The following is a 20,920-nucleotide window of genomic DNA, read 5'->3' as shown; positions in this document are numbered from 1 at the left end:
GTCGGCTCGGGGTCGGCTCAGGGGCGTGCCTGAGGGACACGGGGCCACCGGGGCACCACGCTGGGACGCATGACGACGACCGCGACCCGGACGACCACGCCGACGCGCGTCACCGCACGCCCCGTTGCCCGTCGGGACCCGGCGGCGGCCCGGGCCCTGACCGCCGACGAGCGCTCGGGCGCCCGGCTGGCTGGTGTCTCCCTGGTCCTCGTGACCCTCGTGTCGCTGCCGGCGGCCGGCCTCCTGGGGTCCGCGACCGCGGCCGGCGCGGAGACCACCCGGCTCGTCCTCGGACTGGCCTTCCTCGTCGTCGCCGTCCTCGACGTCGTCGCCGCCTGGGGCCTGCACGTCATGCTCCGCCGCCGCGCGACGCCTGCCTCCACCGCCCAGCTCGTGAGCCGCAGCGGCTACGCGGTGCTCCTCGCGGGGGCCGCCGCCGTCCTCGCCTGGCCCGGCGGGGCGGGGACCACCGGTTTCGAGCGCGACTGGGAGGTCGCCCTCGTCGTCTTCGGCCTCCACCTCGTCATCGCGGGCATCGCCCTCTGGCGCTCCCGGCTCGTCCCGCGCGCGGTCGCCGCCGCCACCGCGCTGGCCGGGTTCGCCTACCTCGCCGACGCCCTCCTCACCCGGGCCACCGAGACCTCGGCGGCCGCCGTCCTCGTCCCGCTCATGCTCGGCGAGCTCGTCCTCATGGGGTGGCTGCTCCTCGCCTCGCGAACAGCCGCCCGCTCCTCCGGGAACCGGTAGCAGGCTGGTCGGGACCTCGGTCGGTCCCGACTGGCACGATGGCCGCGTGGGCTACGACCCCGACTTCCTCGCCGCGCCCGTGGACCCGCCGCGCGCGCACGTCACCGGCGACCTCCTCGACTACACGCACTTCTCGCTCGAGCTCGACCCCGGCAGGCGCCTCGCCGCCTGGGTCGCGTGGAACGTCGACGGCGACCGGCTCCACCCCGGGGAGTCGATCCCCCGCTCGGGGACCCGCTTCCGGGCCGACCCCCGCGTCCCCGAGGACCACCAGACCCTCGACCCCGTCTACGCCGACAACCGGCTCGACCGCGGCCACGTCGCCCGCCGGGCCGACCTGCTCTGGGGTCCGCTCGACGAGGCCCTGCGCGCCAACAGCGACTCGTTCTTCTTCCCGAACATCACCCCGCAGATGGACGACTTCAACCAGGAGCGCCTCGGCGGCAGCTGGGGCATGCTCGAGGCGGCGATCCTGTCCGAGGACGGGCTGCGACCGCGCCGGCTCAGCCTCTTCGGCGGACCCGTCCTCGCCGACGACGACCCCCCGTACCGCGACCTCGTGCGCATCCCGCGCGAGCACTGGAAGGTCGTCGTCTACCGGCTCGACGGGGCGCTGCGCTTCCGGTGCTTCCTGCTGACCCAGCAGGTCGACCCGGGCCTGCGCGGCGCCGTCGGCTACCTCGACGAGTTCGACACCTGGGCCCTTCCCCTCACCGACCTCGAGGCCCGCACCGGGCTCGTCTTCCCCGGGCTCACCGGTGCCTCCGGCGACGACGTCGGCGACGCCCGAGCCACCGCGGACCGGCCCGTCGACGCGATGCCGGCGCCGGGTCCGCTCCTGGTGCGCAACGCGCGCGACGTCGAGTGGTGAGCGCCGCTCAGCGCGCGACGAGCATCGCCCGGGTCGCCGCGCGCAGGTCACCGTCGGGGTCGGCGGCGACGGCCGCGCGCATCCGCTGGTAGCCGCCGCCGGCCCGGACCATGTCCTCGATGCCGCCGAGCTCGGCCTCGCAGCCCAGCCGCCGGGCCGTGGGGGCGAGCCGTTCGACGAGCTCGAGGAGGTCGTCGGTGACGAGCGCCTCCCGGCTCGCGACGTCCTTGATGATGATGGCCTCGAGCCCGTAGCGCGCCGCCCGCCACTTGTTCTCCTGGACGTGCCAGGGCGGGAGCGGCGGGGGCAGGGTGCCGTCGTCGAGGCGGTCCTCGAGGTGGCGGACGAGGCAGTGGATGAGGGCCGCGACGGCGGCGACGTCCTCGACCCGGTTGAGGCCGTCGCAGGCGCGGACCTCGATGGTCCCGAGGCGCAGGGACGGGCGGATGTCCCAGCGCAGCTCGCTCGGGTCGCTGACGACCCCCGTGACGAACACGTCGCGCAGGTAGGCGCGGTACTGCGACCACGTCTCGAACTGGAAGGGCAGCCCGGCCGTCGGCAGCTGCTGGAAGAGCATCGTGCGGTTGCTCGCGTAGCCGGTGTCGTCCCCCGCCCAGTACGGCGAGGACGCCGAGAGCGCCGTGAGGTGCGGGTGGTAGGTGAGCAGCCCGTTGACGAGCGGCCACACCTTCGCGGCAGACCGCACCCCGACGTGGACGTGGACGCCGAAGATCACCATCTGCCGCCCCCACCACTGGGTCCGGTCGATGAGCGTCGCGTACCGCTGCCCGTCGGTGACCTCCTGGTCGGCCCACCGGGCCGACGGGTGCGACCCCCCGCCGTACAGGTCGACGCCCAGCCGGTCGGCGGCGGCGCGCACGTGGGCCAGGCCGTCGGTGAGGTCGGCCCCGGCCTCCGCGGCGTTGGCGCACACGCCGGTCATCAGCTCGACGGTGTTGGTGAGGAGCTCCTTGGTCACCGACCCGCGACGGGTCCCCTGGCGCGCGTGGCCCACGGTGTCGGACTCCTCCGTCAGCTCGAGCAGCTCCTTGGCGCGCGGGACGAGGTCGAGGGACTCGGGATCGACGAGCCCGAGCTCCCACTCCACCCCGAGCGTGCGGGCGGCCGAGGGCGGGAAGGTCAGCGACTCGACGAGGGCCGCGACCTCCTCGGGTCCGGCGCCCTCGGGCACGGTCGTCATGCGGCCAGCCTAGTGGCGACCCCGCAGGTCGGGCCGGTCGCGCGGCGACCGGGCCGGGCCGGGCCCACCCCCGTCAGGCGCGGCGGAGCAGCTCCTCGAACCCCTCGGGTGCGGTGAAGTCGTCGACCCGCGGACGGGGCGCGGACCCGCCGCTGACGAGGTCGGCCAGCTCACCGGCCGCGACCCGGATCCTCGTCTCGAGGCCCTGGTCGACGGTGCCCGCGGAGCCCCAGTCCTCGGACGCGGCGAACACGGCCGTCGGCACGGTGACGGCCTTGAGGTAGGCGAACATCGGACGCATCGCGTGCTCGAGGACGAGCGAGTGGCGCGCCGTGCCCGCGGTCGCCGCCATCAGCACGGGGGTGCCGCGCAGCGACCCCTCGTCGACGACGTCGACGAAGGTCTTGAACAGGCCGCTGAACGACGCCTGGTAGACCGGGGTGACGGCGATGACGGCGTCCGCTGCGGCGAGGGCGTCGAGGTCCTCGCGCAGGGCGCCGGTGGCGAACCCGGTGAGCAGGGTCGACGCCAGGGCCTGCGCGTGGTCACGCAGGTCGACGACCCGCACGTCGCTCTCGAGGCCCCGCTCGAGGAGCGCGTCCGAGGTCGCCGAGCCGAGGCGGTGGGCGAGGAGGGCGGTCGACGAGGGCTGGCCGAGCCCGGCCTGGAGGACGACGACCCGGCGGGCGGGCGTCGTCATCGCAGGGCCTCCTCGGCGGTGCGGCCGGTGACGTCGTCGACGGCGTGGACCGTGCTGTCGCGCGCCCCGCCGGCCGCGGCGACGCGGGCCGCGTGGGTGGGGGCGTCGGGGACGTGGGCGGGCTTGCGCGCGGCGGCGATCCGGCGCAGCTCCGGCACGACCTGCGTGCCGAGCAGCTCGATCTGCTCGAGGACGGTGTGCTGGGGCAGGCCGGCGTGGTCGATGAGGAAGAGCTGGCGCTGGTAGTCGCCCACGTGGTCGGCCATCGTGGCGTAGCGCTCGATGACCTGCTGCGGGGAGCCGACGGTCAGCGGCGTCTCGCGCGTGAACTCCTCGAGCGAGGGCCCGTGGCCGTAGACGGGCGCGTCGTCGAAGTAGGGACGGAACTCGCGGACGGCGTCCTGGCTGTTCGCCCGGACGAACACCTGTCCGCCGAGCCCGACGATCGCCTGGTCGGCCCGGCCGTGGCCGTGGTGCTCGAAGCGCCGGCGGTACAGCGACACCATCTGCCGGGTGTGGCTCATCGGCCAGAAGATGTTGTTGTGGAAGAAGCCGTCGCCGTAGAAGGCGGCCTGCTCGGCGATCTCGGGCGAGCGGATCGAGCCGTGCCACACGAACGGGGCCACGCCGTCGAGCGGGCGCGGCGTCGAGGTGAAGGACTGCAGCGGGGTGCGGAACCTCCCCGACCAGGTGACGGCGTCCTCGGTCCACAGGCGGCGCAGCAGCGCGTAGTTCTCGACGGCCAGTGCGATGCCCTCGCGGATGTCCTTGCCGAACCAGGGGTAGACCGGACCGGTGTTGCCGCGGCCGAGCATGAGGTCGACACGGCCGTCGGCGAGGTGCTGGACGTACGCGTAGTCCTCGGCGAGCCGCACCGGGTCGTTCGTCGTGATGAGGGTGGTCGCCGTCGAGAACAGCAGGCGCTCGGTCTGCGCGGCGAGGTGCGCCATGAGGATCGGCGGGTTGGCCGGGGCGACGAAGGGCGGGTTGTGGTGCTCGCCGGTCGCGAAGACGTCGAGGCCGACCTCCTCGGCCAGCCGCGCCATCTCGACGGTGGCCTTGATCCGCTCGTTCTCGGTGGGGACCCGACCGGTCGTCGGGTCCGCGGTGACGTCCCCGATGGTGAAGATGCCGAACTGCATCCGTCTCGCGCTCCTCGAAAGTAGTTGATGAGTCAACTACTCTAACGGCGGGTGGGTGGCTCCCATTCCCGCCGACCGTCGCTCAGGCGGCGACGAGCTCGGCGTCCTCGGGACGGCCGGTGAGCGCGGCGCGGCGCTCGGCCGCCCAGCCGGGACCGCGCAGGAGGAAGGACCACCGGTCGCGCCAGGTGGTCGCCGTCGCGACGTCGCGCAGGATGTCGCGCCACTCGTGGCTCGCGATGCGCGCCGGGTTGTGGGTCTCGATGTTCGTCGTGAGGCCGTAGACGACCCGCTCGCCCTCGGGCTCGAAGGTGCCGAAGAGCCGGTCCCAGACGATGAGGATGCTGCCGTGGTTGCGGTCGAGGTAGCGCGAGTTCGACCCGTGGTGGACGCGGTGGTGGGCGGGGGTGTTGAGCACCTTCTCGAGCCACCCGATCGAGCGCACGGCCTCGGTGTGGATCCAGAACTGGTAGATGAGGTTGAGCGCGCGGGCGTTCTCGATGACGCTCGGCCGCACCCCGGCGAGCGCGAGCAGGCCGTAGGGCACCGACATCGTCAGGCCCTCGGCCACCGGCTGGCGCAGTGCCGTGGAGAGGTTGTAGCGCTCGCTGCTGTGGTGGACGACGTGCATCGCCCACAGCCAGCGGCTCTCGTGGTTGAAGCGGTGGTTCCAGTAGTAGATGGCGTCCCAGCCCAGCAGCGCGACGGTGTTCGCGACCCAGCCGGTGCCGAGGTCGCGCCGGTTCGTGGCGAACAGGGTGGTGGCGCTCGTCTGCGCGGCCCACGTGGTCGCCACGGTGAGCGCGGTCGACGCGACGGCCGCCGCGGCGGTGGCGCCCGTGACCCGGGAGGCCAGGGAGGCGGTGTCGGGCCCGGCGTCGGCGGCGGTGACCGGTCGGGCGCTGCGGCGCGAGGCGACCTCGAGCGCCGGATGACCCGCCGGCAGGGTGCCCGCCGGCGGCAGGCCGCCCTCGGCCCGGCGGCGGCGCACGACGTCGGCGACCGTCGTCGCCGCGGTGGTCGCGACGGCGACGCCCATGAGAACCCTGGACCAGCGGCCGATCCCCGGCGTCACGGGGTCGAGGAGCCGCTTGGTGACGAACGGCGCCACGAGGCTGCCGACGCCCATCGCGAGGCTGGCGAGCGTGTCGGCCAGCTCGTAGTCGCCGGCCCGGGTCGTCCCCGGGGGCGGCGGGTTGCGCTTCTGCCAGAGGTACTCGGCGCCCATGGCGCCGACGTACGCGGGGATCGCGACGACCGTGAGGTCGACTCTCGGCACGGCGGCGCCTTCCGCTCGGGTCCACTGGGGCTGGCCGACGAGGTTACCGTCCGGTACGCGCCGTCGCCGCCCGGATGTGACGCACCGGGCACCACGGCCCGTCCCCGCGCCGTTCCCGGTGCGTGACGTAGCGTCGCGTGCTGATGGTGGTCCGACGGAGGGAGTGCGTGTGCCGGTCGACGAGTCGGTGACGCCCTCGGACGACGGCGGTCTCGGCCACCGGGCGGCCGTGGCGCTGGTGTTCGGCTCCTCCGCGGCGGTCCTCGTCGTCGAGATCGTCGCGCTGCGCCTCCTCGCGCCCTACCTGGGGCTGACCCTCGAGACGAGCACCCTCGTCATCGGCCTGGCCCTGGCCGCCATCGCCGGGGGCTCGTGGGTCGGCGGCCGGTGGGCCGACGACCGCGACGGTCGCGCCCTCATCGGCACGCTGCTCGGGGTCTCCGGGGTCGCGGTCGCGGTGACCCCGTTCCTCCTGCGGGGGGCCGCGTCCTTCGCGGGAGGCGGGTTCCTCGTCGTGGCGGCCGCGGCGACGATCATCGTCCCGGGGTGGCTGCTGTCCGCCGTGACGCCGATCGTCACCAAGCTGCGGCTGCGCACCCTCGCCGAGACCGGCTCGGTCGTCGGCTCCCTGTCGGGGATCGGGACCGTCGGCGCCATCACGGGGACGGTCCTCACCGGCTTCGTGCTCCTCTCGCGGGTCGCCGTCTCGTGGATCATGGTCGGGCTCGGGGTCGGCCTCGTCGTCGCGGCCGTCGTCGTCGAGGTCGGGTCGCGCCGGCGCGCCTGCGTGGTCGCGGTGTCGGTGGTCCTCGCCGGGGGCCTGGCGGCCGGCCTGCTCCCCAGCGGCTGTGACGCCGAGACGACCTACCACTGCGCCCGGGTCGAGGCCGACCCGGCCCGCGAGGGCGGGCGCACCCTCGTCCTGGACAACCTGCGCCACTCCTACGTCGACCTCGACGACCCGACCCACCTGGAGTTCTCGTACGTCGGCGCGCTCGCCGCCGCGGTCGACGCGCGATGGGCCGCGGGCCGGACCCTCGAGGCCCACCACCTCGGTGGGGGCGGCCTCACCCTGCCGCGGTGGCTCGCGGCGACCCGGCCGGGCACCTCGAGCACGGTGTCGGAGATCGACCCGGGGGTCGTGGCCATCGACGAGCAGCGCCTGGGGCTGCGGACCGGTCCCGACCTGCGGGTCCGGGTCGAGGACGCGCGCCGGGGCCTCGGCGTCGTCGCCGACGGCTCCCTCGACCTCGTCGTCGGCGACGCGTTCGGCGGGGTCAGCGTCCCGTGGCACCTCACGACGCGTGAGGCGCTCGCCGAGGTCGACCGCGTGCTGCGGCCCGAGGGCGTCTACGCCGCGAACCTCATCGACAACGCCCCGCTGGCCTTCGCCCGCGCGGAGGTCGCGACGCTGCGGACCGTCTTCGACCACGTGGCCCTCGCCTCGACGCCCGAGGTCGTGGCCGGGTCGGGCGGCGGCAACCTCGTCGTCCTCGCGTCGGACGCCCCCCTCGACACCGCCGCCTGGCAGGACGCCCTCGACGTGCGCGAGGTCGAGTGGCGGGCGACCGACGGCGCCGACCTCGAGCGGTGGGTCGGCGACGCGATGGTCCTCACCGACGACCACGCCCCCGTCGACCAGCTGCTCACCCCGTACCGGCGCCCCGCCGCCTGACCGGGCCTCGGTCCTCGCCGTCGCCCTCGCCCCGGGCCGGCGGGAGCCTCGGGTGGTCCGGCACGGGGTAGATCCCCACGGCCAACCCGTACGTCGTGTCGCCGCTGCGCGGGATGCGGTCGAACTCCTTGACGAGGTCGCGGATCCGGGTCCAGAACTCCTCCGCCCGCTCCGGGGGGATGCGGGCGTGGCGGATGAAGGACCAGAGCTCTCGCTGCTCGTCGGCGGCGAGCGACTCGGCCGCCGCGACCGCGAAGTCGTTCTGGTCGGTCGGCAGGTCGTGGCCGTCGACGGCGATCGTCACGGTCCGGGCCGCACGGCCGTAGAACCGCTCCTCGACGGCGCGCACCCGTCGGGTCCGCACGACCTGGACGAGCCCCGCGCGGTGGAGCACCCCCACGTGGTGGGCCACGGTCCCCTTCGGCCGCCCGGTGGCCACCGCGAGCTCGGCGACCGAGGCCGCCCGCTCGGTCAGCAGGCCGAGGACGGTGGTCCGGAACGGGTGGGCGAGGGCCCGGACCTGGTCGGCCCGCGACAGGACGAGCCGGTCGGAGAGCTCGTGACCGGGCGGCACCTCGGGGTGGCGTTCCATCGAGGATGAGACTACAGTCACCGATCAATCGACATTTCCCGATCATTGGAGTCGCCACCATGGCCGAGGTCGTCCTCTTCCACCACGTCCAGGGCCTGACGCCCGGGGTCCACGCCCTCGCCGACGCGTTCCGCGCCGCCGGGCACACCGTCCACACGCCCGACTTCCTCGACGGCGCCACCTACGGCTCGATCGAGGAGGGCTTCGCCGCGGTCAAGGCCAAGGGGTTCCAGGCGCGCGACGCCTGGGCGCAGGAGGTGGCGGCCGGCCTGCCGGCGGAGGTCGTCTACGCCGGCATCTCCCTCGGCGTCATGTCGGCCCAGCGCCTCGCGCAGACCCGTCCCGGCGCCCGCGGAGCGATCCTCCTCGAGGCGTGCGTCCCGCCGTCGGAGTTCGGCGGCCCGTGGCCGGGCGGGGTCCCGGTGCAGGTCCACGGCATGGAGCAGGACCCCTTCTTCGGGCTCGAGGGCGACCTCGAGGCCGCGCGCGACCTCGTCGCCGCGGTCGACGACGGCGAGCTCTTCGTCTACCCCGGCGACGTCCACCTCTTCACCGACTCCTCGCTCCCCTCCTCCGACCCGCAGGCCACGGCCCTCGTCGTCGAACGGGCGCTCGGGCTGCTGGCACGGGTGTGACCCACGAGGCGGCAGGGGCTCGCGGACGCGGTGACCCACGGGTCATGCCTCGTCAAGGCGGAGGTAAAACTTTGCCCTGAACTGCCCCGCGACGTGTCACGAAACCCCCGGAGGGCGTCTCGACCGACCTAGGTTCCCCTGTCCATGACGCCCCGGAGGCCGACCGACACGGCCGCCATCCGCACGCCACGCGCCGGGGCCGGAGGAACGATTCTCGTGAGAACCCGACCCACGACCGCCCTCGGGGCCGTGGCCCTGGCCGCCCTCGTCGGCCTCGCCGCGACCCCCGCCGCCAGTGCCCAGGAGGACCGCGCCGACGTCTCGGCCGCCCTCGCCGACACCCTCACCGACCTGTCCGGCGGCGAGCGCGCCGTCGTCATGGTCCACGGCAGCACGCTCGCCGCGGCCCGCGACGCCGTCACCGCCGCCGGCCTGACGACGAGCTTCGCCTTCGAGCGGATCGGCGTCGTCGGCGCGGTCGGCACCGCCTCCCAGATCGAGGCGGTGCGCAGCGCCCCCGGGGTCACCTACGTCGAGGGCAACCAGCCGATCGAGCTGTTCCAGGAGACCTCGAACACCGCCACCCGCGGCCTCGAGGCGACCCGCACCCTCACCGGCGCCGAGGGCACCGCCCTCACCGGCACCGGGGTCAGCGTCGCGGTCATCGACTCCGGCGTCGACCCGACGCACCCGTACTTCAAGGAGGCCGACGGCAGGAGCGCCGTCGTCGCCAACCTCAAGACGGTGTGCGACCCGCTCGTCGAGGCCGTGTGCACCGTGCAGCGCGTCCCCGGGAACCTCGACACCGACACGATCTCGGTCGGCGGCCACGGCACCCACGTCAACGGCATCGTCGCGGGCAACCCGACGACCCTCACCGACGGCGGGAAGCTCCAGGGCGCGGCCCCCGGCGCGAAGCTCGTCTCGCTCTCGACGGGTGCCGGCCTGTTCATCGTCGGCGCCGACGCGGCGCTGAACTGGGTGCTCGAGAACCACGCCGCCCCCTGTGGCGCCGGTGTCCCCGCGAGCACCTGCCCGCCCATCAAGGTCACCAACAACTCCTACGGCCCGTCGGGCGGCGGCGCGTTCGACCCGAACTCGGCGACCGTCAAGCTCCAGCGCGAGCTCGTCAAGGCCGGGGTCGTCACGGTGTGGGCGAACGGCAACGACGGCGGCGACGGCTCGACCAGCCTGTCGAACCCGCCCGGCACCGACCCGACCCCCGGCATCCTGTCGGTCGCGTCGTACTTCGACCAGGACACCGGCACCCGCGACGGCACCGTCTCCGAGTTCAGCTCGCGCGGCAGGGCCGGCGACCAGTCGACCTACCCCGACATCTCGGCCCCGGGCGAGAACATCACCTCGTCGTGCCGCCTCTACCTCGCCATCTGCGCCACCGGGCTCGACCCGCGCAACGGCCCCGGCCCGCTCGACATCGGGACGTTCAACACCATCAGCGGCACCTCGATGGCCGCGCCGCACATCGCGGGGATCGTCGCCCAGCTCTTCCAGGCCAACCCGTCCGCGACGCCGGCCCAGGTCGAGGCCGCGCTGAAGACGACCGCCCACAAGTACACGAACGGCGCCTCGTACGAGGCCGGTCCGCTCGGGACGACCTCGTTCGACAAGGGCTACGGCCTCGTCGACGTCGTCGCCGCGGCGGGCGCCGTGCGCTGACGACGCAGCCCCACACCGGCTGCGCCCCCTGCCGCCCGGCCCGCACCCGCGGGCCGGGCGGTCGCGCGTGGCCGGAGGTCAGTCCCGGGTGGGCCAGTGGTCGAGGAGGTCGCCGGGGCCGAGCCCGAGGGCGTGCTCGATGTCGCCGGGCGAGGACTCCTGGAGGTGCTGGGAGACGACCGCCGACAGGTCGCGCCAGTACCCGCGCAGCGTCGACTCCGAGAGGTAGAGGGTGCGGCTCAGCTCGGCGTAGGTCAGGCCGCGGGCCCGGCCGGCGAGGACCTCGCGCTGCCGGCGGTTGAGGACGGTGACGCGGCCCCGGCGCACGAGGACCTCGATGAGGCCGGTCACCGGGGGCGGCGCGACGAGCTCGCCGCGCGAGACCGCGAGGAACGCTGCCCGCGTCTCCTCCAGCGAGGACGACTTCGACACCACGCCCGTCGCCCCCGCCGCGAGGCAGGCCGCGAGGACGAAGCGCCGCTCCTCCTGGGTGTAGACGCACACGCGGTACCCGGCGTCGACGGCGTCGCGGATCGCGGCGACGCCCTGGCTGGCGTTGGGCTGGCGGAGGTTGACGAGGTGGAGGTCGAGGACGACGACGTCGGCCACCGGGCGGGCGGCGAGGAAGTCCTCGAGGCTCTGGTGCGTCGAGGTGAAGGACAGGTCCGGCAGGAGGGCCGCGAGCGACTCGCGGACGGCGGTGGCGTCGTCGACGAGGCTGAACCGCACCGGCCCCTCCGCGTCGTCGAGGCCGCGGTCGGTGGGGTCGACGGGGACGGTGGTGCTCATGGCGCGGGCTCCCGTCCGCCGGTCAGCGTCACGGTGGTCCCGAGCCCCGGCACCCCGTCGATCCGGGTGCCCACCCGGTGCCGGGCGAGCTGGTCGACGACGAGGTCCTGCAGCCCCACCCCGAACCGGGTCGCGGACGGCTCGAACCCGACGCCGTCGTCGTGGAGGGTCACGGCCCACCCGCCACCGTCCTCGAGCTCCTCCGCGTGGAGGACGACCCGTGCCGCGCGGGCGTGCTGGCGGACGTTGATGAGCAGGCTGCGCAGGGCCGTCGCGAGGTCGGCCGCCTCGTCGCCGAGCGGCACCCCGCGGGCGAGGTCCGGCACGACGTCGAGCGGCAGGTCGGCGAACTCCATGGCCACCGACTCGACGAGCAGGGCGAGGTCGTGGGGTTCGGCCTCGGGCTCGCCCGTGGACTCGCCGCGACCGGCGAGATAGGCGCGCATCCGGTTGAGCTCGCTGGCCGCCTGGACCCACACCTGCGAGGGCGTGCGGCTGTCGGTGGGGTCGTCCCCGGCGTGCTCGACGAGGAGCTTGAGGAGGGCGGCGCCGTTGTGGATGGCCGCCCGGGCCCGGCGCTCCTCGGCCTCGCGGGCCAGCCGGGCGGCGTACTCGCGGGCGCGGTCGGCGTCCTCGGCGATCCGGTAGACGACCCCGGTCCCGGCCCACGCGAGGGGCGCGAGCCCGACGAGGGTGAGCAGCTCGCCGATGACGGTCGGCACGCCGGCGCCCGACGCCACCGTCGGCAGCAGGTAGGCGAGGCGGGCCGCGACGAGCACGCCGAGCAGCCCCATCCACAGTTCGCGACGGCGCACGCCGAGCAGGCCGCAGGCGACCGAGAGCGAGTACGCGCTCTGGAACCCCACCCAGCTCCCCGTGCGGTACTGCTCGGGGACCGTGAGGAGCCCGAGCAGGAGCAGGACGACGGCGAGCGCCACGTCGGCCCCGGCCCACCCCGGTCCGGGCGGGCGGCGGCGCACGATGCTCAGCGTCGACACGACCACCACGGCGAGCGTGGCCAGCCCCCACGTCACGGCGCACAGCACGGGGCGGGCCGAGACGTCGATGGCGGTCACGACGGACGGCGCCATCTGCGCGAAGGTCGCGATGCGCAGCCCGGCGACCGCGAGGCCGGCGGCCCGCTCGGCACGAGGGAGCGTGCGGTCGAGACCGACCGGCGGTGCGGGCACGGCATCCTCCCCCGCCCCGGGTCGGGTGTCGGCGCCGGTCGACGGCGCAGCACCGGACGACGACCCGGCGCGTGCCTCGGTCGTCACGGGAGCATCCCGGGTCGCGGCATCAGGACCTCCTTCCGGCGACGCCACGAATCCTGCCCGACGGCGGAGCCCCGCTGCGCTCGTTCGGGGTGGGCGATCGGGTCGTCCGGCCAACTCCGCGCTTTCGTTGGATGCCCCATCGACCCGAGCAGCGCCACGATCGGCTGGCGCGGAACGGAATCCGCACCAGCACGAACGGCGGGCCACCAGGGGGACCGAACCCGTCGACCGACCATCGAGAGGGGAACGACCATGTCACGTCGCACCACGGCCGCGCGGATCGCGGCCACCACGGCACTGCTCGCCGCCACCGTCGGCACCCAGGCCGCCGTCACGCCGGCCACCGCCACGAGCTCGACCGCGACCTGCGCGAGCATCATCCAGATCGTCGCCCGCGGGTCCAACGAGGCCGCCGGGACCCGGTCCGGGAACGTCTACACCACGGGCGGCCGGGGCATCATGTCCTCCTTCGCCTCCGCCGTCTCGGCCGGGACGACGAAGTCGGTGCGCACGGTGGGCCTGGCCTACCCGGCGGAGATCGCCCCCGGCACGTCGTGGGGGTACGTCGACAGCCAGAACATCGGCCGCGACCGCCTCGCCGCCGAGCTCAAGCGGCTCACCGGGCTGTGCCCGTCGTCGAAGTTCGTCCTCATCGGCTACTCGCAGGGAGCCCACGTCATCGGCGACGTCCTGTCGAACAGCAATCCGGAGGGCATCAGCTCGACGACCCGCAGCCGCGTCGCGGCGGTCTTCCTCACGGGCGACCCGGTCCGGCGCTACGGCGAGTCCTTCAACCGTGGGACCGGCACCGGCGGCGGGGCCTTGGCCAACCGCGGTGCCGGGCAGCTGAGCGGTCTGGGCTCGCGGATCATCTCGTACTGCTACAAGGGCGACTTCTTCTGCGACTACGCCCACCGCTACGCCTACAACGACGCCATCCGGGTGCACGAGAGCTACAACAACACCAGCCTGCGCACGTACGCGAAGAACTGGATCCTCACCAAGATCTGAGCTCCGGGGAGGGAGTGCCGGCCGGCACCGGGGTCGTCCCCGGTGCCGGCCGGCGTCACTGCGGCAGCGGCCGGCTCAGCGGTCCTGCAGCTCGTCGGCGCCCTCGGGGGTCGTGCCCTCCCGCTGGCGGTGGGCCCGGGCGATGAGGAACAGGACCGAGCCCACCGCGACGTACGACAGGCTGATGAGCCAGGTCTGCAGGCTCTGCTGGGTCAGCAGCGCGACGCTGGCGACGAGCGCGAGGACCGAGACGACCCTCGGCGCGGTGAAGTGCGCGTGCTCGACGCGGTCCTTCTTCAGGACCAGCACCGAGACGTTCGCCGAGATGAAGACGAGCACGAGGAGCAGGACCGTGGTGTCGGCCAGGGTCCTTACGTCGCCGAAGAAGCTCATCACCATCGTCACGGCCCCGATGACGAGGATCGCCACCCACGGCGTGCGCCGGGTCTCAGCCACCTTGCCGAAGACCGAGGGCAGCAGGCCCGCCTCGGCCAGGCCGTAGGTGGCCCGGCTCGCCATGACCATGAAGAGCAGGGCGCCGTTGCCGATCGCGACGAGCGCGATGGCGGCGAAGAGCCACGGCGGGAACGACAGGCCGGAGGCGTTGATGACCTCGAGCAGCGGACCCTCGGACGCGGCCAGCTGGTCGGTCGGCACGACGAGGGCGGCGCCCAGCGCGATGAGCATGTAGACGACGCCGGCGGTGAGGATGGCGCCGAACAGCGCCCGGGGGTAGGCGCGGCTGGGGTTCCTCACCTCCTCGGCCATGTTCGCCGCGGCCTCGAACCCGAGGAAGGAGAAGAACGCCGTGATCGTCGCGGCGAAGGCCCCCTCCATCGGCGAGATGCCCTCGGCGAAGGTCGTGACCCGGCCGACGTCCCCGTCGCCCTTCCCGAAGACGATCGCCGCCACGACGATGATGATGACGAGCCCGGTCACCTCGATGACCGTGGCGCCGACGTTGGCCATGAGGGACTCGCGCACGCCGCGCAGGTTGATCGCGACGAGCAGCGCGATGAAGACGAGGGTCACGGGCACCGGGGGCACCTCGACGAGCTCCTGGAGGTAGTCACCGGCGAAGGCGTTCGCGAGGGCCGCCGCCGTCGTGATCCCCGAGGAGAGCATGAGGAAGCCGACGAGGAAGGTGACGAAGGGCTTGTCGAAGGCCCGCTCGGCGTAGCGGGCGGCGCCGCCGGCGTGGGGGTACTTGGTGATGAGCTCGGCGTAGGTGCCGGCGGTCAGCAGCGCCAGCACGAGCGCGATCGCCAGGGGCAGCCAGATCGCGCCCCCGACGTCCTGCGCCATCGTGCCCACGAGCGTGTAGATGCCGGCACCGAGCGTGTCCCCGACGATGAAGAAGAACAGGAGCAGGGGCGTGATGCCGCGCTTGAGCCTGGTGTCGGTCTCGCCGGTCCCGCCGGTCTCGGTCAGTGTCGTGGCCATGCCGCAGGGTGTCACGCGGATCCGGTTCTCGCGAGCCGGAACAGCGGACGACCGCCCGGTCGACAAGGGGTTGACCGGGCGGTCGTCTTCTCTCGCCGGGGAGAGTGCACCACCCCGGAGCTCTTCGCTGCGACGGTCAGAAGCCGCCGTCGCGCGCCATGTTGTTGAAGCGTGAGTAGTGGCCCTGGAAGGCCAGCACGATGTCCTTGGTCGGCCCGTTGCGGTGCTTGGCGACGATGACGTCGGCCTCGCCGTCCCGCTCGGGGTCGGACCGGTCTCGGTGGAGCAGGATGACGACGTCGGCATCCTGCTCGATCGACCCCGATTCTCGCAGATCCGACATCTGGGGGCGCTTGTCGGTCCGCTGCTCGGGACCACGGTTGAGCTGGCTGATGGCGATGACCGGCACCTCGAGCTCCTTGGCGAGCAGCTTGAGCGCCCGGGAGAACTCGGCGACCTCCTGCTGGCGCGACTCGACCTTCTTGCCCGAGGTCATGAGCTGGAGGTAGTCGATGACGATGAGCTTGAGGTTGTGCTGCTGCTTGAGCCGGCGCGCCTTGGCGCGGATCTCCATCAGGGACATGTTCGGGCTGTCGTCGATGAACAGCGGGCTGTCGGAGATCTTGCCCATGATGCGGGCCAGCTTGTTCCACTGGTCCTGGCTCTTCAGCCCCTTGCGGAGGTCCTGGAGCTGGATCGTGGCCTCGGCCGACAGGATGCGCATCGTGATCTCGGTGCGGCTCATCTCGAGCGAGAACACCGCCGCGGCCATCTTGTGCTTGATGGCGGCGGCCCGGACGATGTCGATGCCGATCGTGGACTTGCCGACGGCGGGGCGGGCCGCGATGACGATCATCTGGCCGGGGTGCAGGCCGTGGGTGAGCTCGTCGAGCTCGATGAAGCCGGTGGGCACCCCGATCATCTCGTCGGTGCGCCCCGAGGCGGCCTCGATCTCGGTGAGGGTGTCGTCGAGGATGTCGGCGAGCACCGCGTAGTCCTCGCCGCCGCGCTTCTCGGCGACGGAGTACACCTCGGCCTGGGCGCGGTTGACGATGTCGTCGACGTCGCCCTCGCCCTGGGCGTAGCCCATCTGCACGATGCGGGTCCCGGCCTCCACGAGGCGGCGCAGCACGGCCCGCTCGTGGACGATCTCGGCGTAGTAGCCGGCGTTGGCGGCCGTCGGCACCGACTGGATCAGCTGGTGGAGGTAGGCCTGGCCGCCGACCCGGGTGAGGTCGCCGCGCTTGCCGAGCTCGTCGGCGACAGTGATGGCGTCGGCCGGCTCGCCGCGACCGAAGAGGTCGAGGACGGCGTCGAAGATCAGCTCGTGGGCCGGGCGGTAGAAGTCGTGGGCCTTGACCGCCTCGAGGCAGTCGGCGATGGCGTCCTTGTTGATGAGCATCGAGCCGAGGACCGACTGCTCGGCGTTGAGGTCCTGCGGCGGGACGCGGTCGTCGCGAGGGCCCTCGGAGGCCCCGCCGAACGCCGTGCTCAGCTCGGTGACGGACACCCGCTCAACCCCTCAGTCCGGCTCCCACCGGGTCGATGACCACTCCTGCGCGGGCCCTGTCGCCCTCGGGTGAACTCCACCAGAGAGCACCGACACCAGCCCGTCCGTCCGCCACCGTAGGGCCGGGACCCGCCCACACCAAGCCGGACGGGCAACATCGTCCGAACGGCTGTGGACGAGGTGTGGACAAGGTGGGGAGAACCGCCGGTGGCGATGTGCACACTCGGTGGACAACCCGGTGGACAACCCCGGCGGGCCCCCTCCATCAGGTCCGTGACCTGCACGTTCACCGTCCACCCCATGTGGAGCGGAGAAAGTTTCGGCGTGTCGTCCGTCCACATGAGGGGATCCACCGAACGGCGGCCCGGCGGGTGCGGATGACGCAACCGGGCGACGGTGGAACCGCTCTCGCAGGCCGTCGCGCAGGCCGTCGCGCGGGCCCGGCGGACGGGACCGCCGGACGGGTCAGCCGGTGCGGCCGTAGCGCTCGGCGCTGCGAGCCCGCGCCTTGGCCGCCTCGACCTCGCGGTCCTTGGGCGGTGCCGTCGTCACGAGTCGCTCGAGGAGGTGCCCGACGACGTGGGTGATCTCGTCGACGGCCTCGTCGAAGGCCTCCTGGTTGGCGGCCGAGGGCTTCGTGGACCCGCTGACCTTGCGCACGAACTGGAGGGCGGCGGCGCGCACCTCGTCGTCGGTGGCGGGGGGCTCGAAGTTGTGGAGCTGGCGGATGTTGCGGCACATGCCTCCACGGTAGGCCGAGGGACCGATCCCGCGCCCGCCGTGGGGCACGCGGATCGTCACCCCCCACCTGCAGCGCCCGACCTGCCGACGGGACGATGATGGGGTCATGAGGACGGTGTCCGTCGAGGAGCTGGGCCGGTTCTTCGCGTCGCTGCCCGGGGACCCCCGCGTCGTCGTGCCGGGCAACGCCGCCCTCCCGTGGCCGGCCCTGCAGGCCCTCGACGGGGGCCGCTCGAAGTACACGCTCCACGCCCTCAACGCCCCCGCCGGGATCCCCGACCGCGAGGGCGTCACCGCCGAGACCTGCTTCGTCGGGCCCGGGATGCGCCACCACCGCGGCCTCTCGTACGTCCCCAGCCGGCTCTCCCTCGTCCCCGTGCTCCTGCGGCACCACCTGCCGCCCGACGTCGTCGTCCTCCACTGCGCGCCACCGCGCGACGGGCTGCTGAGCCTGGGCATCGAGGTCAACATCCTCCCGGCGGCGATCGAGGCCTGCCGGGGGCGGTCCGGACGGGTCGTCGCCGTCGTCAACGACCGGATGCCCTACACCTACGGCGACGCCCAGGTCCCGGTCGAGGCCGTCGACCTCGCCGTCGAGGTGTCCGAGCCGCTGCCCACCCACCCGGCCGTCGCCCTCGACGACGCCAGCCGCGCCATCGGGGAGCTGGTGGCCGACCGGGTCCCCGACGGGGCGACGCTGCAGGCCGGCATCGGTGCGGTGCCCGACGCCACCCTCGCCGAGCTGACCCGCCGCCGCGGGCTGCGGGTGTGGACGGAGATGTTCTCCGACGGCGTGCTCGCCCTCGACCGGGTCGGCGCCCTCGACCCCGACCACCCGCTCACCGCCTCGTTCCTCTTCGGCTCGCAGGAGCTCTACGACTGGCTCGACGGCAACCAGCGGGTGCGGATGATGCGCACCGAGCACACGAACGACCCCGGCCTCATCGCCCAGCAGCGCTCGATGACGTCGGTCAACACCGCGCTCGAGGTCGACCTGTTCGGCCAGGCGAACGCGTCGCGGATCGACGCGCGGATCCACTCGGGGTTCGGCGGCCAGACCGACTTCGTCGTCGGGGCGCTGCACTCCCCCGGCGGCCAGTCGTTCATCGCGCTGCGCTCGTGGCACCCACGGGCCGACGTCTCGACCGTCGTCCCCCTCGTCGACGAGCCCGTCACGAGCTTCCAGCAGAGCGCCGTCGTCACCGAGCACGGGGTCGCCGAGCTCTTCGGCCACGACCAGCGCGCCCAGTGCCGTCACCTCATCGAGGAGGCGGCGCACCCCCGGGTCCGCGACGAGCTGTGGGAGGAGGCGGCTCACCTCGGGCTCGCCTGAACCGCAGCCGGATCCGACGATGACGACGCCCGCCCGCCCCACCGACCCGCCGCTCGCCGCCGCCGTCCGCGCGGCGCTCGCCGACGTGGGCGACGCCGAGCGGGCGCTGGCCCAGCAGGCCTACATGAAGTCCGCGCTGCCCTACCGCGGCGTCACGAGCCCCGAGCTGAAGGCCCTGTTGCGGCCGCTCCTCGACGACCCGGCGCTCGCCCCGCGGGACCGGGGCGAGTGGGAGCGCACCGTCCGCCCGCTCTGGGACGACCCCGAGGTCCGGGAGGAGCGCTACGCCGCGGTCGCCGTCACCGTCCACCGGGCGGCCCGTCCCTGGCAGGACCCCGACACCCTGGTCCTCTACCGCTACCTCGTCGAGACCGGCGCCTGGTGGGACCTCGTCGACGGCGTCGCGCCCGACCGGGCCGGCCCGATCCTGCTCTCGCACCGGGACGCCGTCGACCCCGTCATCCGCGCGTGGGCGCGCGACGACGACCTCTGGGTGCGACGGGCGGCGATCATCGCGCAGCTCAAGCACCGCGACGCCACCGACACCGCCCTGCTCTCCGACGTCCTGCGCGCCAACCTCGAGGACTCCCTCCACGGGCGGGAGTTCTTCGTGCGCAAGGCCGTCGGGTGGGCCCTGCGCCAGTACGCCCGCACCGACCCCGCCTGGGTCCGGTCGTGGGTGGCGGAGCACGACGCGCACCTGTCCGGGCTCTCCCGCCGCGAGGCCCTCAAGCACCTCTGACGAAGGCCTCTCCCAGCGAGCGACCGCGGCCGAGTGTCACCGAACCTCCGTCGTGTCACCCGATATCGGGGGTCTCGCCGGAGGTTCGGTGACACGCGCGGCCGCGTCGGTCTGGAACAGTGCCGAGGGTGGGACGCGCCGAGGACGAGCCGGCCCCCCTCGCCCGCGGGGGTGGGCGGGCCGGCGGCCAGCACCGCGAGGTGCTGCGGCTCGCGGTGCCCGCCTTCCTCGCGCTCGTCGCCGAGCCGCTCTTCCTCCTCTCCGACGCGGCGATCGTCGGCCGGCTCGGCGTGGCGCCGCTCGCAGGGCTCGGCGTCGCGAGCGCGGTCCTCCTCACCGCCGCCAACGTCTTCGTGTTCCTCGCCTACGGCACCACCGCCGTCGTCGCCCGCCAGCTCGGGGCGGGCTCGCGGGCCGGAGCCATCTCGGCCGGGATCGACGGGACGTGGCTGGCCGTGGGGCTGGGCACCGTCACGGCGGGCGTCGTCGCCGTGGCGGCCGACCCCGTCTGCCGGGTCTTCGGCGCGTCCGACGCGGCGCTGGACGCCGCCGTCACCTACCTGCGGATCTCGGCGCTCGGCATCCCGGCGATGCTCGTCGTCCTCGCGACCACCGGGGTGCTGCGCGGGCTGCAGGACACCCGGACCCCGCTCGTCGCGGCGGTGGGTGGCTTCGGCGCGAACATCGCCCTCAACCTCTGGTTCGTCCACGGCCTGCACTGGGGCATCGCCGGCTCGGCCTGGGGCACGGTCATCGCCCAGACCGCGATGGCGGCCGCGCTGGCCGTCGTCCTCGTCCGGCACGCCGGACGCGACGCCGTGGCCCTGCGCGCCCACCCCGGCCGGGTCGTCGCGGCGGCCCGCGGCGGGATCCCCCTCCTCGTGCGCACCCTCGCCCTGCGGGCCGTCCTCCTCGTGACGACCTGGGTCGCGGCCGGGCTCGGCGACGTCCCGCTCGCGGCCTACCAGGTGACCGCGACCATCTGGACCTTCCTCACCTTCATGCTCGACGCCCTCGCCATCGCCGCGCAGGCGCTCACCGGCAAGGCCCTCGGGGCGGGGCAGCTCGACCGGACCCGGGAGGCCACCTCGCTCATGCTCCGCTGGGGCCTGCTCGTCGGCGTCGTCCTCGGCGTGCTGCTGCTCCTCGTACGGCCCTGGGTCGGGCCCCTGTTCACCCCGGACGCGGCCGTGCAGTCGGCCATCGCGGGGGCCCTCGTCGTCGTGGCCCTGGGGCAGCCGCTGTCCGGGTTCGTCTTCGTCGTCGACGGCGTCCTCATCGGCGCGGGGGACGGGGTGTGGCTGGCCCGGGCGATGGCGGTCGTCCTCCTCGCCTACCTGCCCGTCGTCCTCGGGGTGCACCTCGCGGGGGACTGGCTCCTCGAGGGCGGCTCGCGCACCGGCCAGGTCAACGCCGTCATGTGGCTGTGGATCGCCTTCACCGTCTTCATGGCGATCCGCGGCGCCCTCATGTGGGCCCGGGTGCGGACCGACCGCTGGATGGTCGTCGGCGCGACCCGCTGACGGGGAGGGCCCCGCCAAAGGGAAGGGCCCGC

Annotated in this window: 19 protein-coding genes; 9 read left to right on the top strand and 10 right to left on the bottom strand. The window is 73.9% G+C overall.

All coding sequences use genetic code 11. The annotated features are described in order from the left end of the window. The first annotated feature begins 69 nt into the window (after positions 1-69). Positions 70-747: a DUF4386 family protein gene (locus ACFWN3_RS11175; RefSeq protein ID WP_377639560.1), complete on the top strand. Its 678-nt coding sequence runs from the start codon at positions 70-72 to the stop codon at positions 745-747. A 46-nt stretch (positions 748-793) separates the two neighbouring features. After that, on the top strand, positions 794-1,618 hold the full coding sequence (locus tag ACFWN3_RS11170; protein ID WP_377639558.1) for a DNA/RNA non-specific endonuclease: 825 nt from the start codon (positions 794-796) through the stop codon (positions 1,616-1,618). A gap of 7 nt (positions 1,619-1,625) precedes the next feature. On the opposite strand, the gene ACFWN3_RS11165 is transcribed toward ACFWN3_RS11170, so the two are convergent. The 4 genes from ACFWN3_RS11165 to ACFWN3_RS11150 all read right to left on the bottom strand — a co-directional run bounded on the left by ACFWN3_RS11165 (position 1,626) and on the right by ACFWN3_RS11150 (position 5,940). After that, positions 1,626-2,819, bottom strand: a complete 1,194-nt coding sequence (locus tag ACFWN3_RS11165; protein ID WP_377639556.1) for a glutamate--cysteine ligase — start codon at positions 2,817-2,819, stop codon at positions 1,626-1,628. Between the two features lie 73 nt (positions 2,820-2,892). Continuing rightward, positions 2,893-3,519, bottom strand: a complete 627-nt coding sequence (locus tag ACFWN3_RS11160) for a CE1759 family FMN reductase (RefSeq protein WP_377639554.1) — start codon at positions 3,517-3,519, stop codon at positions 2,893-2,895. Beyond that, on the bottom strand, positions 3,516-4,661 hold the full coding sequence (locus ACFWN3_RS11155; RefSeq protein ID WP_377639552.1) for an LLM class flavin-dependent oxidoreductase: 1,146 nt from the start codon (positions 4,659-4,661) through the stop codon (positions 3,516-3,518). Before ACFWN3_RS11155 ends, ACFWN3_RS11160 begins: the two co-directional genes overlap by 4 nt. Positions 4,662-4,743: 82 nt before the next feature. Further along, positions 4,744-5,940, bottom strand: coding sequence for a sterol desaturase family protein (locus tag ACFWN3_RS11150; protein WP_377639550.1), 1,197 nt, complete (start codon positions 5,938-5,940; stop codon positions 4,744-4,746). 169 nt (positions 5,941-6,109) lie between these two features. Between ACFWN3_RS11150 and ACFWN3_RS11145 the strand changes: the two genes are divergently transcribed. Then, entirely contained in the window at positions 6,110-7,615 is a 1,506-nt protein-coding gene (locus ACFWN3_RS11145) for a fused MFS/spermidine synthase (RefSeq protein ID WP_377639549.1), read from the top strand. On the opposite strand, the gene ACFWN3_RS11140 is transcribed toward ACFWN3_RS11145, so the two are convergent. After that, the gene (locus tag ACFWN3_RS11140) at positions 7,587-8,207 is read right to left on the bottom strand and encodes a helix-turn-helix domain-containing protein (protein ID WP_377639547.1); all 621 of its coding nucleotides are present in this window, start codon (positions 8,205-8,207) and stop codon (positions 7,587-7,589) included. The two genes, ACFWN3_RS11145 and ACFWN3_RS11140, sit on opposite strands and share 29 nt — an antisense overlap. 59 nt (positions 8,208-8,266) lie before the next feature. Here ACFWN3_RS11140 and ACFWN3_RS11135 point away from each other — a divergent pair, with 59 nt between their 5' ends. Together ACFWN3_RS11135 and ACFWN3_RS11130 are read left to right on the top strand one after the other, a co-directional pair. Next, positions 8,267-8,842, top strand: a complete 576-nt coding sequence (locus tag ACFWN3_RS11135) for a dienelactone hydrolase family protein (protein ID WP_377639545.1) — start codon at positions 8,267-8,269, stop codon at positions 8,840-8,842. A 216-nt stretch (positions 8,843-9,058) separates the two neighbouring features. Continuing rightward, positions 9,059-10,519, top strand: coding sequence for a S8 family serine peptidase (locus ACFWN3_RS11130; RefSeq protein WP_377639543.1), 1,461 nt, complete (start codon positions 9,059-9,061; stop codon positions 10,517-10,519). 78 nt (positions 10,520-10,597) lie between these two features. Here the strand turns inward: ACFWN3_RS11130 and ACFWN3_RS11125 are convergent, their stop codons facing one another. After that, a complete protein-coding gene (locus tag ACFWN3_RS11125) occupies positions 10,598-11,308 on the bottom strand; it encodes a DNA-binding response regulator (RefSeq protein WP_377639541.1) in 711 nt (236 codons plus the stop codon). Then, complete coding sequence (locus tag ACFWN3_RS11120; protein ID WP_377639539.1) at positions 11,305-12,585, bottom strand: hypothetical protein; 1,281 nt, start codon at positions 12,583-12,585, stop codon at positions 11,305-11,307. Before ACFWN3_RS11120 ends, ACFWN3_RS11125 begins: the two co-directional genes overlap by 4 nt. 252 nt (positions 12,586-12,837) lie before the next feature. Here ACFWN3_RS11120 and ACFWN3_RS11115 point away from each other — a divergent pair, with 252 nt between their 5' ends. Next, the gene (locus tag ACFWN3_RS11115) at positions 12,838-13,596 is read left to right on the top strand and encodes a cutinase family protein (RefSeq protein WP_377639537.1); all 759 of its coding nucleotides are present in this window, start codon (positions 12,838-12,840) and stop codon (positions 13,594-13,596) included. Between the two features lie 75 nt (positions 13,597-13,671). Here ACFWN3_RS11115 and ACFWN3_RS11110 read toward each other — a convergent pair whose 3' ends face one another. The 3 genes from ACFWN3_RS11110 to ACFWN3_RS11100 form a co-directional block, all read right to left on the bottom strand. Continuing rightward, positions 13,672-15,039, bottom strand: a complete 1,368-nt coding sequence (locus tag ACFWN3_RS11110; protein WP_377639536.1) for an APC family permease — start codon at positions 15,037-15,039, stop codon at positions 13,672-13,674. Positions 15,040-15,175: 136 nt separating this feature from the next. After that, on the bottom strand, positions 15,176-16,549 hold the full coding sequence (gene dnaB, locus ACFWN3_RS11105; RefSeq protein ID WP_377639534.1) for a replicative DNA helicase: 1,374 nt from the start codon (positions 16,547-16,549) through the stop codon (positions 15,176-15,178). Positions 16,550-17,014: 465 nt separating this feature from the next. Continuing rightward, positions 17,015-17,290 (bottom strand): DUF2277 domain-containing protein, encoded by a 276-nt coding sequence (locus ACFWN3_RS11100; RefSeq protein ID WP_377639533.1) that lies wholly within the window; start codon positions 17,288-17,290, stop codon positions 17,015-17,017. A 106-nt stretch (positions 17,291-17,396) separates the two neighbouring features. Between ACFWN3_RS11100 and ACFWN3_RS11095 the strand changes: the two genes are divergently transcribed. From ACFWN3_RS11095 to ACFWN3_RS11085, 3 genes are all read left to right on the top strand, one after another. Then, on the top strand, positions 17,397-18,623 hold the full coding sequence (locus ACFWN3_RS11095) for an acetyl-CoA hydrolase/transferase family protein (RefSeq protein ID WP_377639532.1): 1,227 nt from the start codon (positions 17,397-17,399) through the stop codon (positions 18,621-18,623). Between the two features lie 19 nt (positions 18,624-18,642). Continuing rightward, on the top strand, positions 18,643-19,365 hold the full coding sequence (locus tag ACFWN3_RS11090) for a DNA alkylation repair protein (protein WP_377639530.1): 723 nt from the start codon (positions 18,643-18,645) through the stop codon (positions 19,363-19,365). A 128-nt stretch (positions 19,366-19,493) separates the two neighbouring features. After that, positions 19,494-20,888: an MATE family efflux transporter gene (locus ACFWN3_RS11085; protein WP_377639528.1), complete on the top strand. Its 1,395-nt coding sequence runs from the start codon at positions 19,494-19,496 to the stop codon at positions 20,886-20,888. Positions 20,889-20,920 lie beyond the last annotated feature (32 nt).

The organism is Oryzobacter terrae (assembly GCF_042756445.1).
In the GTDB taxonomy this organism is placed as follows: Bacteria; Actinomycetota; Actinomycetes; order Actinomycetales; family Dermatophilaceae; genus Oryzobacter; species Oryzobacter terrae.
Note: the sequence above shows the minus strand (reverse complement) of the source record. Positions and strands in the feature narration are given on the sequence as shown.